This is a genomic window from Streptomyces sp. NBC_01515, from assembly GCF_045040345.1.
Lineage (GTDB): Bacteria > Actinomycetota > Actinomycetes > Streptomycetales > Streptomycetaceae > Streptomyces.
Genome location: NZ_CP109416.1, coordinates 11257070 through 11270323 on the forward strand (window position 1 = coordinate 11257070; position 13254 = coordinate 11270323).

The following is a 13254-nucleotide window of genomic DNA, read 5'->3' on the forward strand; positions in this document are numbered from 1 at the left end:
ATGCTCACGACCCAGCCGGTCGCCGATCCGGCAGAACACCCGCCAGGAGAAGGCCCGTTGAGGGACGATCCGCCGGAGCATCGGTCAACTGCCCACACCGCCCCCCTGAACCGCGACCTGCTCGACCGGATACTGCGGCGGCTCGCCGAATCCCCGCACACCGCCTCGGACCCCGCGGCGAACCCGCCCTGGCTCGACGAGTACCGCGCCCACCGCACGGACCCGGCCGACCGGAATCCGTCCCAAGTCCTTTTCCCTACGCACTCGTTGGCGCTCGACCCCGCCGACGCGCTCGTCCTCGCGGCGGCCGGGCTGATCGAGGAGGACATCCGCTTCGGCGCGCTCTTCGCCCACCTCCAGGACCCCCTGCCGTCGCGGCGGCCCTGCGTCGGCCTGCTCAGCTGGCTGCTCGCCGACGACGCGCAGCCCACCGCCGAACTCACCGACCGCGTACAGAACTTGGTCGGCCGCGGGCTGCTGCACGTCGGCAATCCCGGCGACCCGCGCTCGGAGTGGGTCGTGCGCGTTCCGGTGCCGGTGTGGGACCTGCTGCGCACCGGCCGGATCCGGCCCGGCTCGCTCCCGGCGGGCCTGACCCACCGGCCACGGACCGGATTCCCCGCGCTGGACGCGGTGGTCCTCGCCCCCGAGGCCGAGGCCGTCGTACCGGGGCTGCCCGCGCTGCTGCGGGACGGCTCCCTCGCCGCGGTGGTCGTCCGCGGGATGGCGGGCTCCGGGCGGACCACGCTGCTCGGGTCGCTGGCCGCCGCGCTGGACCGGGATCTGCTCGTCTACGACGGACGGCCAGACGACGACGCCTGGCGGCTGTTCGGCGCCCTCGCCTCGATCGGCGACGTGCTCCCGGTCGTCCGCTGCGCCCCCGCGCCCGGCGAGACCGTCGCCCTGCCCCGGCTGCCCGGCGTCGAGCAGCCGCTCGGGGTCGTCCTCGGCCGTACCGGCGGCGTGACCGGCGACGCCCTCGACCCGGCGCTGACCGTCGCCCTCGGACCGTGCGGCGCGGCGGACCGCCGCCGCCTCTGGCAGGGCCTCGGAGCGGCCGGCGATGCGGACACCCTTGACTCCATCGCGGACCGCTTCCTGCTCACGCCCGGCGACATCCACCGGGCGGCGCCCGTAGCCATCGCCGCGGCACGCGCCGCCGGCCGGACGTCGGTCACACCGGCCGACGTCGCCGCCGCGACCCGCACCCTCAACCGGCAGAGCCTGGAGACCCTCGCCACGCCCCTGGCCCCGCTGCCGACCACCGACCCGCCGGTCCTCAGCGGGGCGGCGGAGGCCGAACTGCGCACCCTCGTCCTGCGCTGCCGGCACCGCGAACGCCTCACGACGGTCGCCCGCGGCGGTCACGGCGGTCCCAACCGGGGCGTACGCGCCCTCTTCGGCGGACCGAGCGGCACCGGCAAGACCCTCGCCGCCCGCCACCTCGCCGCGACCCTCGGACTGGACGTCTTCCGGGTGAACCTGGCCGCCGTCGTCAACAAGTACATCGGCGAGACCGAACGCAACCTCGACCAACTGCTCGGCCGCGCTGAGGAGTTGGACGTCCTGCTGCTCCTCGACGAGGGCGACGCGCTGATGACCCGCCGCACCGACGTCGGCAACGCCAACGACCGGTACGCGAACCTGGAGACCGACTTCCTGTTGCAGCGGCTGGAGACGTTCGAGGGCGTCGTCGTGGTCACCACGAACGCGGGCAACCGGATCGACCAGGCGTTCCTGCGCCGCATGGACGTGACCGTCGACTTCGTACCGCCCGACGCCGAACTGCGCCTGCGGCTCTGGTCGGGGCACCTGCCCCGCGAGCACGGGGTCGCCCCCGCCGTCCTGTCCGAGGTCGCCCGCCGGTGCGAGCTGACGGGCGGGCAGATCCGCAACGCCGCGCTGCACGCGATCCTCCGCTGCCTGGAGCGCGGCACGCCCGTTGGCGACGACGACCTCACCGAGGCGGTGCGCCGCGAGTACCGGCGCTCCGGCGCCTCCTGCCCGCTGCCGAGCCGGCTGGGGGCCGCACGATGATGACGAGGCCGCCGCTCGTGAGCTGCGTCATGCCGACCCACAATCGGCGGCGGTTCGTGCCGCAGGCGATCGCCTACTTCCTCCGTCAGGACCACCCGAACAAAGAGCTGGTGATCGTCGACGACGGTACGGACAGCGTCGAGGACCTGGTGCCGTCGCTGCCGTCCATCCGCTACCACCGGGTCCCCGAACGGATGGTGCTGGGCGCGGCACGCAACCTCGCGTGCGAGCTGGCCTCGGGCAGCCTGATCGCCCACTGGGACGACGACGACTGGCACGCTCCCGACCGACTCAGCGTCCAGGCTGGGCAGTTGGAGTCCGGGCGGGTCGACCTCTGCGGCATGACGAGCCTGCTCTACTACGACCCCGCCGGCGACCGGACCTGGCGCTTCACCTGGCCGCCGCGCCTTCACCGCTGGTTCGCCGGGCAGAGCCTCTGCTACCGGCGGCGGCTCTGGGAACGTTCGCCCTTCCCGGACCTGCCGAACGCGGAAGACTCGGTCTTCGTGTGGCGCTCGACCACCTGCGCCGTCGCGCGGATCACCCCCGAGGACACCGTCGTCGCCCTGGTGCACCCGGGCAACACCGTCGCGAAGACGAGCCGCGGCGTCCACTGCGCGCCCGCGGCCATGGCCGAGATCCGCGCTCTGCTCGGCCCGGAGCTGGCCTTCTATCGCACCGACGCCTCGAAAGAAGTCGGCTGACGTGGCAACCCTTGGCAACACGCGGAAATCGCCGGGAGGAACAGGCATGCACAGCTTCGAACCGCGGCCGGACGCGTCCCCCAAGCCGGTGGTGCGGCCCAACCCCCTGGGGCCGCACCACCTCTCCCCGCCTGCGAAGGGCAGCCGGTCGGGCAACCAGACGATGCGGTTCATGCGCGAGCCCGACGACGCGGACGCACCCGCCGCGCTGGAACGTCAGGCCGATCAGCAGGCCGACAGGGTCCTGGCGGCCGGGCCCGCCGACACCCCCGGGGCGTCGTGGCGGGAGTTCTTCGAGCCGCGGTTCGGCGCCGACTTCAGCAAGGTCCGCCTCCACACCGACGCCGAGGCCGCCTCCTCGGCGCGCACCGAGCACGCGCTGGCGTACACCGTGGGTGAGGACGTGGTGTTCGGCGCCGGCCGGTACGCACCGGAAACGGCGGCGGGCAAGAGACTGCTGGCCCATGAACTGGCCCATGTGCTCCAGCAACGGCAGGACCCGGCCCTGGGTATCCAGCGTGCTCCGGACGACGCCGCGCATGCGGCCATGCCCACACCGAACGAGTTCGTCGTGCGCTACCTGAACGCGTACTTCATGAACCAGGACCTGATGGTGAAGGAGCTGTCGAAGCGGCTGTTCTGGGTGATGTGGCAGGGGGAGGACCACTACCCCTTCGTCGCGCAGGTGCTGGAGAGGCTGCGCGATTTCAACCTCGACGACGATGTCGCCCGCGCGATGGTCCTGGGCGGCAAGGACAAGGATCTGGACGACCTGTCCGCCACCGCGGCCGGCCGGAGCCTGCTGGACAGCATGTACGAGCACATCATCACGGGCAGCCTGGGGGCCGAGGACGAGCAGGCCGCCCGGCTCATCCTGCAGGCCAAGGTGCGGCAGATCCCGATGGAGACCTTCATCGAAGGCGCCGAGCGGGCTCAGGTCTTCCCCGTGCTGCAGATGGGCGTCACCCGCCTCGTCGACTCGCCCCTGGAAGCCGAGTTGCTGCCCAACGGCAACATCAGGGTCAAGCTCATGAGCCGGGTGCAGCACGAGGAGAAGTTCGCCGCGGAGGTCAAGACGCTCCCCGGCGACGTGTTCCTGCGCGACGGCGAGGAACTGCGGCCCGACCAGATCGTCGGCGTACGCGACTACGACCTGGGCGGCGACGTGGAGTTCTTCCCGGCCGTCGCCCTGCTGATGCTGTCCAACAAGACCGAGACCAGCACCTTGGCCACGATCCGCAGCGTGTCGATCACGGCGGCGACCCTCGGACTGTTCGGGGGCGCCACGGCCGCCGAGAACGGGTTGGAGCAGGCCCTCCGCTGGGTCGATCTCGCGGCGCAGGTCATCGGCGCCATCGGTACCGTGGTCCACGAACACCGCGAGTGGGCCACGGAGACCTTCGGCGCGGGGTTCGTCCGGGCGGTGGACGTCGCCAACAACGTCATGGCCGTCTACGGCGTGGCCCGCCTCGCCCAGGCCACCCTCCTGAACGGGGTCGACGTCACCGCCGGCATCCGCAACCGCTGGCGGGCGATCAAGGCGGAAAAGAACTTCGCCCGGCTCGAAGCACAGGCCGCGAACAAGCAGTTGATCGACGAGCTGGACCGTGCCATCGCAAGCCTGCCCGCGCCGCCGGAGACGCTGCGCCGGCGCATGACCAAGGCCATGGACGAGTGGGCCGAGCAGCCCGCCGGCGGCCTGGGCGCGCTGGGCGCGAAGGAGATGGACGAACTCCTGAAAGCGGCGTGGCGCAAGGCGCGGAACCTCAAGCGGAAGGCGGGGGCGAAGTCTGCGGCGAAGTCGGCGTCCGGCGCGTCCGGTGCGTCCTCGCCGGCCGCGAAAACGCCCCCGAGGACGCCCCCGAAGGCGCCCGTTCCCGCCAAGCCGAGCGCTCCGAAGCGGTTCAAGGGCCGCGAGGAGGCGGCGCGGGTCGTGACGAGCCGTGGCGCCGACGTCGAGCCGCAAGCGCCGGCCGAGCAAGGAATGCACGTCGAGGGCGTGCCGAACAGGACCCCCACCCGTGTTCCCGAACTGCTGTCCGAGGTGGAGTACACCGAGCCTGCCGCGACAGCGACCCGAACCCCGGCATCCGCTGCGCCCGCAGCGGAAGGCGAGGTGGCGGGGCTGATCCGCTCGCAGGCGGCTGACGCCGTCGCGGAGGCCAGGGGAGAGACAGGGCTGGCGGCCGACGACGTCGAGCCGTTGGAGGCGGTCCCCGGGCACGAACTGCCTACCGAGGACTCGGAACCCGGCCGGATACGCGAACTGGGCTCACGAGAACCCTCGGCCAGGGACCCGGAGGTGCTCCAGTCCGGCAACGACTTCAACAGGGCACAGCGCGGGGTGTACGCGGCCGACGAACTGCGGCTGAAAAACGGGAAGACCGTCGACGGCTACACCCCCGACAGCGTGATCGTGTCCCGTAAACGCACCCAACTCGCGGACATCGACCCGAAGAACGCGGAGAAGTACGTCAACGAGTTTCTCGACAAGTACGGCCCCGGCAACGTCGTCTCCGACACGTCGGCCAATCGCGCCCGCTACCCCGGCCTGGTGAACAAGCCGCTGCGGGGCAGACTCGTGCTGGAGGTCCCCGTCCAGGCGCGCCCTGTGCCGCCGGAGATCGGTGAACGGGCAAGGCGCTGGGACATCACCATTCGCGACTTCAACGGCACCGTCCTCAACTGACCTGCGCGCGCGGCTCGCCGTGCACGAGGGTGAACGACGCCTCGGCGACCCTGGGAAACCGGCGGAGACCCTGCAGCCGGCGCTGTGCCACCGGCCGTACAGCACGGCCGGCTTCGGCTCGGACGGCCGGGTTCCGCGTGTGGACCGCTGAGCGGAACAGAAGATGACAGTCCGCTTCCGGCCTCTCACGCTGGCCACCCCAGGCATACGCCAACGGCCTGGGCACGGGGCTGCTCAGCAGACGGCCCCAACACGGGGGAACGGGGATGGCCGATGGCATGGAACGAGTTGACTGCGGAGCCACGAAGACACCACACGGAGACGCAGGACGAGACAAGTGAGGCCGAGACAGCGCAGGGCGCAGGCACACAGGTCACAACAGGCAAAGGCGCCACGGGCCGGGAACGGACGCTGGCCCGACTGCGTCTGCTGGGCGCCTTCCGGCTGGAGGGCGCGAACGGAGACATCCCCGTCCCGGCCAACGAACAGCGGCTGCTGGCCTACCTCGGACTGCACAACCGCGCGCTCCGCTCGGTCGTGGCCGGAACCCTGTGGCCCGACGCCACCGAGGAACGCGCGCACGGCAGCCTGCGGACGACGCTGTGGCGGCTGCGCCGGTTACCGCACCCGGTGATCGGCGGCGACGGTGACACCCTCCACCTCATGGAGGGTGTCACCGTCGATGTCGACGACTTCACCCGGACTGCTCGCCGCCTGACCGGCGCCATGCACGACCAGGGTGACGCGCCACCGCCGCTCGCTGCACTGGTCGGCGGCGAACTGCTCCCGGGATGGGACGAGGAGTGGATCTCCTTCGAGCGGGAACGGCTGCGTCAACTCCGCCTGCACGCGCTCGAATCACTCAGCGCCCGGCTCACGCGGCTCGGCCGCTACGCACTTGCGTTGGAGGCCGCCCTCACGTGCGTCTCGATCGAACCTCTCCGGGAGAGCGCGCAGTGCGCGGTGGTGGCCGTTCACCTGGCCGAGAACAACGTCGTAGAGGCGATACGGCACTACGAGGCGTTCCGTCGGCTGCTCCGAGAGGAACTCGGACTCGAACCCTCGGCACGTTTCGCCGCCATGTTCCCGTACCGGGCCAAGGGCGGTACGCGGGCGCCGTCTCTCACGGCCTCGACACCCGAGAGGCACGACCGCTCGGGATGAGGGAGCGGGGCCCGACGCCGTTGACACGGCGGTGACGTCCCGGTCACGGAGCACCTGCCAGCGTGTACGTGCCGAGCAGGACTTCACACCGGACGGACGGAAAACCCGGAGCCGGTGCGCAGTCACCAACGAACCGAAAGGGGGAACGCGGCATGTCCACCTGCCGTGGTGTCGACGTCTCCGTCTACCAGCCGGCCCAGGACTGGAAGGCGCGCAAGGCCGAGGGCGTCGTCTTCGCCTTCGTCAAGGCCAGCGAGGGCGAACACACCCATGACGCGCGCTTCACCGAGCACATCACCGGCGCCATCAACGCCGGACTCGTCCACGGCGCCTACCACTTCGGCTGGCCGAACCAGAGCGCCGTCGCCGAGGCGGCCAACTACGTGGCCGCCGTGAAACCCCACGCCGGGCCCGGCTTCATCCACTGGCTCGACCTGGAACGCCGGTCCGACGGAGCGAACTACGCGGGAGTCACCGCAGCCGGGATCCGGTCCTACGCCACCGCGTGGATCGCCGCCGTCCAGGCCGCGTTCCCCGGCCAGCGCGTCGGCGTCTACACCTCGGGCAGCGACCTGACGGCCGGCCACGCGCCCACCGGCACACCGCTGTGGTATCCGGCCTACCCCTGGTCCGGAGCCGCCACCTACGCACAGGCCGAGGCACACGCGCAGCCCGTCCCGGCCGGCCGCACGCCGCTGTTCTGGCAGTTCACCTCGACGCCCCTCGACCGATCCATCTGCTACCTGAGCGAGTCCGCGCTACGTGCGTGGGCCGCCGGAACGGAGACCGACATGCCGCTCACCACCGACGACATCAACAAGGTCGCGGCGGCCGTCGCCGCGAAGCTCATCGCCGGCGGCGGCGTGCTGGAGACGCAGGACGTCAACAACGTCGCAAGCGCCGCCGCGAAGGCGGTCCTGACCATGGACGGGGTGATCTCGGCTCCCGCCGACGCCCCGGACGTGAAGACGAATCCGTACTGGGCTCTCCAGTCCTACGTCAAGGACACCAACACGCGACTGAGGGCCGTCCAGGCGACCGAGGCGGCGCAGAGCGCAGCCATCTCACAGCTCGCCACCACCATCGCGACGTTCGACGAGACCATCGACCCCGCCGCGCTGGTCGCGTCCGTCACCGCGGCCATCGAGGCGGCCGTGGGCAAGGTCGTCGTGCACCTCGACACCACCCCGTGACGACATGCCGGGCCTCCGCACACCTTCACCCGCCGCCGACCCCGTCGGGGCCGCACACCGCACAGAAACGGCTCCTTCCGTGAACCTCTTCGCCAGCTTCATGCGTACGGTCGTCCCGATAGTCGCCGGACTGGTACTGACCCTCCTGGTCCGCATCGGCGTCACCTTCGACTCGGCGTCCGTGGCCAGCGTGGTCACCGCAGTTCTCACGGGCGCCTATTACACGGTGTTCCGGCTCCTGGAGGCCCTCGCGGTGAAGATCCGAAACAAGCCGCTCGCGACCGTCGCCGGAATCCTGCTGGGCTGGGCGACTCCGCCGGAGTACCCGCCCACGGCCGGCACGCCGGTCCGGCTCACTCCCGAGCCGAACGCCTGAGCCGCTCCGCCGACGACCGCGACGAGCTCTTTCGACATCGCGAAGATCTCTCTGTCGAGGAGGAGGCCGTACTCCTTCCACCCTTTGCATCAGCTTCTGTGTATGCCCCGCCGGGCGGACTTCGGCCCTCTCCGCTCACATCGGAGGGGTGTCAGAACGTTCGTCCGTCGGCGTGTGACAGGGTGGGGACCATGCAGCGGATAGGCCTGTACTACCCGTACATTCACTTCCGCGATGAGCAGTGGCTGAAGCTGGCGGCTCTGTACTGGCCGCAGATCGCCCGGGCGGTTCCGCGCGACTACCAGGTGCGGGACAGCCGAACGGCCGCAATACTGGCGGACCAGTTGGATTTCGGGCTCTGGCGCTGATCTTGTGACGCTGTCGGTGTCAGTGGTGGCTGTGATCATGGCTCGCGTGTTCTTCGCGGAGTTTCGGGGCGTTGTTCCCTCATCTGGCCGGTGTCGTGGTGGAGTTGGTCGAGCAGGCTGCGGCCGGGGTGGTCACGATGCATGCGCGGGCCCGCTCGGCGGGTGCGGACTGTCCGCACTGCGGTAATGCGTCAGACCGAGTACACAGCCGGTATATGCGACGGCTTGCGGATGCCGCGGTCGGCTGCCGCGCTGCTCGACGTCTGCGGACGGGAACGCCGACTGGTGACCCGGACCAGGGAACGCCACACAGCCGTGCGACAGCTCCTGGACGACGGCAGCACGCTGGAGGACATCTGCCGGCACTGCAGCTGGACCGGTCCACCGTGCGCCGCTTCGCCCGCGCCACCAGTATCGACGAGCTGCTGGTCAAAGCGACGAACCGCTCCACCATCCTGGACGAGTACAAGCCCTACCTGCACCAGCGGTGGATCGAGGGCTGTCACAGCAGTGCCCAACTCCACCAGGAGATCGTGGCCCTTGGTTTCGCCGGAAGCCTCCAGACCGTCCGCCGCTACCTCCGCCCGTTCAAGACCGCCGCCGTTGGGCCACCCGCGCGCCGCTCGGCTCCACGGCCCCGCCGCATCGTCCGCTGGATCATGACCGACCCCGGAAACCTGACCGCCGATGATGCCGCCGACCTCAAGGAGATCCGGACCGGCTGTCGCGAACTCGACGCCGTCACCCACCACGTCCGCGACTTCGCCGCCATGATGCGTGACCTGCGGGGCGATCAACTGCCCGCCTGGATGGAGCGCGCCCTCGCCGATGACCTGCCCGCCCTGCACTCCCTGATCATCGGGCTGAGCCGCGACATCGACGCCGTCACTGCCGGGCTCTCCACCCCCTGGAGCTCCGGCCAGGTCGAAGGGCAGGTTACAAGGACGAAACTCCTCAAAAGACAAGGGTATGGACGAGCCAACCTCGACTTCCTACGCAAACGCGTACTCCTCACGCCCTGACCCGCAGGGGCCCGGCAAAGTCATGAAGTAGGCCGTGACAGGTGTCATGACTGCCGTTGTGAGAAGCCCGCTCAGGGCGCCTGCCGCGCCGAAGACCAGGACGCCAGTCTCAGCCGCGGTCGTGGAGGGTCACCTGGTAGCCGTCGGGGTCCGCGAACGTGAAAGTGCGGCCGAACGGCCCGTCGACGGGCGCTGAGACGATCGTCGTGCCGGCGGCGGCGAGGGCGTCGTGGATGTCCTGCGCGTCGGGGGCGTGCAGCCACAGCGCCATTCCCTGGCCCGGCTGCGTGATCGCGTCCAGGTTGACGCCTGCGACGACGTCGCGGACGGCGAACGCGATCGGCTTGGTGTCGAACACGACAGCGTGCGGCGGTCCTGCGTCAGAGCGCTTCAGTCCCAGGTACTGCTCGTAGAAAACGGCAGAGCGCTCCAGGTCGCGCACCTGCAGTGAAATGAAGTCGGGTCCGGTAACGGTCACGATTCTTACCTCCTCAAGTCATGTCAGTCTTCTGACACGCCGGAATGTATGTCAGACTACTGACATGAGTCAAGGCGAGCCCGGAATCGAGCTGGACACATCACTGGGGTACCTGCTGAAGGCGGCCGCGAGCGCCCTGCACTCAGCCCTGGAGGCCGTGCTGAGGCCGTTGGGCATGACGATCACCCACTACTCCTGCCTGGAGCTGCTTGCCCAGCGACCGGGTCTGTCCAACTCCGAGCTTGCCCGCGGCACCTTCGTCACCCGGCAGTCGATGAACGTGCTTCTGCAGGCCCTCGAACGCCAGGGACTCGTCGTCCGCCCGGCACAGGCACCCGTCGGCAGGGTTCTGCCCACCGAGCTGACCGCCCGCGGGCGCCGCCAGCTCAAGGTGGCCAGCGCCGCGGTTCGCCGCGTCGAGCAAGACATGCTGGCCAATCTGGATGCCAGCGAACAAGACCAGATGCGGCGCCTGCTCACTGCGTGCATCGCCTCACTGACCGAACCGCCCGCATCGGCGACGTAACCGCTCCGGAATTACGACTTTGCCGTGCCCCTGCCCTGATCCGACGCCGTCACAAGATCAGCGCCAGAGCCGGATTTCGTGGTCAACGTACCGCCGGACCGTTCGGCCGGGGAGGTGGCCGAGATCTTCATCGAGGCTGTCGTTCCTGCTGATTCCTTACCTGAATCCTATCGAGCTCGCCGCTCAGACCTGGTCGTGCGCCCGGACAATATCCACTCTGGCGACGCCGCGGCCAACTTCTGGAACCTCCCTGCGCACATCAGCACAGACCCCATGGAGCAGGAGCCCTGGACGGACCGGCCCCCGAAGCGACGTGCGGGTGTCTACTGGGACGAAGTCGCTCCCCACCTCCGGGAAGCCCTGATCGAAACCGGGCTCGTCGTGGAGACCACACGCGACATATATGTGGGAACCGCTGCTCATGAAACAGGAAACTGGCTGGCGATGGACCCGCGTCTGGCATGGGCGTACAAATGCCTGTTGACCGAACACCTCGCCCGCCCAAATTGACTCGAACCCCTGACCGACGGCATGTCCGGCTACGCCTTCACCCAGCAGTGGACGGCACAGCGGCTGCGGGAGGTGCTGCGCGACGAGCCCGGCGCACCGGACGGCCCCCGGCCTGACGTGATACCGGCGGATACGGAAGGAACGGCGTCGCAGATCGCGATGCTGGCGTTGCGGCTGGTCGTGCCGGAGAACCTGAAGCGGTGCCCGCTGAGCGGATCGCGGCGGTCAGGATCGGCTGTGGTGCGGAGTTCGATGCGTTCCGCGCTGGTATCACCGCCGCGGCCGGTGAGCTCGCCGGGCTGACGCTGGAGTCGGCGGATCCTGAAGTTGTCGCCGCGTATCTGGACCAGGTCGTGGCGCGAGACTTCGAACGACCGCTGGCCGATCTGCGTTCGGCTATGCACGGGCTGGGCGTGGAAACCGTGCTGAGCGCGGCCGGGATGAAGTTCGCCCTGCCCGCAGCTGTTGCGACGCTGTCCGGCAGCCTGGCGGTCGGGCAGCCGGTTGTGGCCGCGGCAGGTGGGCCGGCGTTCGCACTCGCTGGACTCGGGCGGTCGTGGAAACAGGGCCATGAGACCCTGCTTGCCGATTCACCCGGGTCGTATCTGCTGCGGGTCGACAAGGAACTCAAGCCCCGCTCGCTGCTGGTACGCGTACAGGACCTACGGCGGCACGACGACCGCACCACATGTCCCAGCGCTATGGGACAGATGTGGGCGTGTGTTGAAAAGGGCCACAGTTGGTGCTCAGGGAAGCGAGGGCGGCCGCTCGGAAGCCGAGACGGGGTTGTCGGCTTCGCGCAGCCGCACGCTTGGGCGCCTCGGCGGCGACACTTGCCCGTGCAACGGTTTTTCGACCTTCTCCGAGCGCTGTTTCCCACCGCGCAGGTGTGACGCCCCGGCGGCCTAGGCTGAACGCATGACTGATGCGGCGGGACGGGGCGAGCCGTCCGGGGTGTGGGCCACAGCTGTGGGCGTGGCCCGGGTGAGGGCAATGGAGACGGCACGCGAGCAGCCGCTGTTCCGGGACCCGCTGGCGGTGGCCTTCGCCACGGCCGGCGGGATCGGGCCCGGGGCGCCGCCGCGCCCGCGCGCGGACGAGGCGGCGCGGCGCCGCTGGCTCGGTGTGGCTGTCTCGATCGTCATCCGGACGAAGTTCCTGGACGACCTGCTGGACCGGGCGGTCACGTCCGGCGTCCGGCAGGTCGTGCTGCTCGGAGCAGGGATGGACAGCAGGGCCTTCCGGATGGACTGGCCTGCGGGGACCCGGCTGTTCGAGGTCGACACGGCCGAACCGCTGGGCTTCAAGGCCTCGGTGCTGCGTCAGGAGCGGGCCGTTGCGCGCTGCGAGCGGATCACCGTCCCGGTCGATCTGCGCGAGGACTGGCCCGGTGCCCTGGCCGCGGCCGGGCACGATCCGGCGGAGCCGACGGTGTGGATCGCCGAGGGACTGCTGATCTATCTGCCCCAGGACGCGGTGCAGTCGCTGCTCGAACGGGTCGGCGCGCTGTCCGCCGCAGGCAGCAGGATGGGCCTGACACTGGGCTCGCGCGGTGTGGTCGAACGCTTCCGCGAGGACGCCGCTCCGGGATCGGCAGCGTCGATGTGGGTCTCGGAGATGCCGGAGGACCCGGTCGGCTGGCTGGACGGCCTCGGCTGGAAGGCGGAGACCTTCACCCTGCGTGAGCGCGCCGAGGCCTACGGGCGTCCGGTGCTCACCCCGCCGCAGCAGGACGAGGGCACCGGCGGACTGGTCTCGGCGGTGCGCGCGGCGCACTGAGCACGACGAAGGCCGGCCCCCGCGTGTGGCGGGGGCCGGCCCCTCGTCTGTCCTTCCGTCCCTGCGGTGACCTTCGGGCCAGCGGCGACGGACCGTCCCGAACGACCGGTTCGGTGCGCTGGGCGAGAGTGAGTCGCGAAGTTCTGGCGTCTGACACACTGCCCCGGCGGACCTGATGCCCGATCAAGCTGCAAGTGCCGCGGGCATCGATGCCCTGGCCGCGGAGTGCGTCCGCCACCCGGGGAGAAGCTGGTGAAACCGCCTATCCCCGACTGCCTCTCGCCGCCGCGATGGTGCTGGATTCTTCTGACCGACCCAGCACCAGGATGTGCGGTTTCTGCACTGACCGCCGCGCCACCCGACCGGAGTACCCCGGTCGGCAGGAGCGCCAGGTGATCTGGCGCGGCC

At 70.1% G+C, this 13254-nt stretch carries 13 protein-coding genes; 12 read left to right on the top strand and 1 reads right to left on the bottom strand.

Annotation, left to right across the window (positions count from 1 at the left end; translation table 11 throughout):
- The 8 genes from OG407_RS49805 (at position 1) to OG407_RS49840 (ending at position 9553) form a co-directional block, all read left to right on the top strand.
- Positions 1-2037, top strand: coding sequence for an ATP-binding protein (locus tag OG407_RS49805; protein WP_405868141.1), 2037 nt, complete (start codon positions 1-3; stop codon positions 2035-2037).
- Positions 2038-2066: 29 nt separating this feature from the next.
- Positions 2067-2741 carry a glycosyltransferase family 2 protein gene (locus tag OG407_RS49810; RefSeq protein ID WP_405868143.1) on the top strand — a complete coding sequence of 225 codons (675 nt, stop codon included), beginning with the start codon at positions 2067-2069 and terminating at the stop codon, positions 2739-2741.
- A gap of 46 nt (positions 2742-2787) precedes the next feature.
- The gene (locus tag OG407_RS49815; RefSeq protein WP_405868145.1) at positions 2788-5430 is read left to right on the top strand and encodes a DUF4157 domain-containing protein; all 2643 of its coding nucleotides are present in this window, start codon (positions 2788-2790) and stop codon (positions 5428-5430) included.
- A 273-nt stretch (positions 5431-5703) separates the two neighbouring features.
- A complete protein-coding gene (locus OG407_RS49820; RefSeq protein WP_405868147.1) occupies positions 5704-6594 on the top strand; it encodes a BTAD domain-containing putative transcriptional regulator in 891 nt (296 codons plus the stop codon).
- Between the two features lie 152 nt (positions 6595-6746).
- Positions 6747-7787: a glycoside hydrolase family 25 protein gene (locus OG407_RS49825; protein ID WP_405868149.1), complete on the top strand. Its 1041-nt coding sequence runs from the start codon at positions 6747-6749 to the stop codon at positions 7785-7787.
- 79 nt (positions 7788-7866) lie between these two features.
- A complete protein-coding gene (locus OG407_RS49830) occupies positions 7867-8163 on the top strand; it encodes a hypothetical protein (RefSeq protein WP_405868151.1) in 297 nt (98 codons plus the stop codon).
- 191 nt (positions 8164-8354) lie between these two features.
- Complete coding sequence (locus tag OG407_RS49835) at positions 8355-8531, top strand: hypothetical protein (RefSeq protein ID WP_405868153.1); 177 nt, start codon at positions 8355-8357, stop codon at positions 8529-8531.
- A 386-nt stretch (positions 8532-8917) separates the two neighbouring features.
- Complete coding sequence (locus tag OG407_RS49840; protein WP_405868155.1) at positions 8918-9553, top strand: transposase; 636 nt, start codon at positions 8918-8920, stop codon at positions 9551-9553.
- Positions 9554-9662: 109 nt separating this feature from the next.
- Here the strand turns inward: OG407_RS49840 and OG407_RS49845 are convergent, their stop codons facing one another.
- Positions 9663-10031 (bottom strand): VOC family protein, encoded by a 369-nt coding sequence (locus OG407_RS49845; RefSeq protein WP_365222484.1) that lies wholly within the window; start codon positions 10029-10031, stop codon positions 9663-9665.
- Between the two features lie 64 nt (positions 10032-10095).
- Between OG407_RS49845 and OG407_RS49850 the strand changes: the two genes are divergently transcribed.
- From OG407_RS49850 to OG407_RS49865, 4 genes are all read left to right on the top strand, one after another.
- Positions 10096-10557: a MarR family winged helix-turn-helix transcriptional regulator gene (locus OG407_RS49850; RefSeq protein WP_405868157.1), complete on the top strand. Its 462-nt coding sequence runs from the start codon at positions 10096-10098 to the stop codon at positions 10555-10557.
- A 114-nt stretch (positions 10558-10671) separates the two neighbouring features.
- Positions 10672-11067: a DUF6236 family protein gene (locus tag OG407_RS49855; protein WP_405868159.1), complete on the top strand. Its 396-nt coding sequence runs from the start codon at positions 10672-10674 to the stop codon at positions 11065-11067.
- Positions 11068-11267: 200 nt separating this feature from the next.
- Positions 11268-11960, top strand: a complete 693-nt coding sequence (locus tag OG407_RS49860; RefSeq protein ID WP_405868161.1) for a DUF6236 family protein — start codon at positions 11268-11270, stop codon at positions 11958-11960.
- A 25-nt stretch (positions 11961-11985) separates the two neighbouring features.
- Positions 11986-12846 (top strand): class I SAM-dependent methyltransferase, encoded by an 861-nt coding sequence (locus OG407_RS49865; RefSeq protein WP_405868163.1) that lies wholly within the window; start codon positions 11986-11988, stop codon positions 12844-12846.
- Positions 12847-13254 lie beyond the last annotated feature (408 nt).

Excerpts from the sequence above, each read along its gene's own strand:
- OG407_RS49825 (WP_405868149.1), top strand. The coding sequence starts at position 6,747 with ATGTCCACCTGCCGTGGTGTCGACGTCTCCGTCTACCAGCCGGCCCAG.
- OG407_RS49865 (WP_405868163.1), top strand. The coding sequence starts at position 11,986 with ATGACTGATGCGGCGGGACGGGGCGAGCCGTCCGGGGTGTGGGCCACA.
- OG407_RS49835 (WP_405868153.1), top strand. The coding sequence starts at position 8,355 with ATGCAGCGGATAGGCCTGTACTACCCGTACATTCACTTCCGCGATGAG.
- OG407_RS49815 (WP_405868145.1), top strand. The coding sequence starts at position 2,788 with ATGCACAGCTTCGAACCGCGGCCGGACGCGTCCCCCAAGCCGGTGGTG.
- OG407_RS49805 (WP_405868141.1), top strand. The coding sequence starts at position 1 with ATGCTCACGACCCAGCCGGTCGCCGATCCGGCAGAACACCCGCCAGGA.
- OG407_RS49810 (WP_405868143.1), top strand. The coding sequence starts at position 2,067 with ATGCCGACCCACAATCGGCGGCGGTTCGTGCCGCAGGCGATCGCCTAC.
- OG407_RS49820 (WP_405868147.1), top strand. The coding sequence starts at position 5,704 with ATGGCATGGAACGAGTTGACTGCGGAGCCACGAAGACACCACACGGAG.
- OG407_RS49850 (WP_405868157.1), top strand. The coding sequence starts at position 10,096 with ATGAGTCAAGGCGAGCCCGGAATCGAGCTGGACACATCACTGGGGTAC.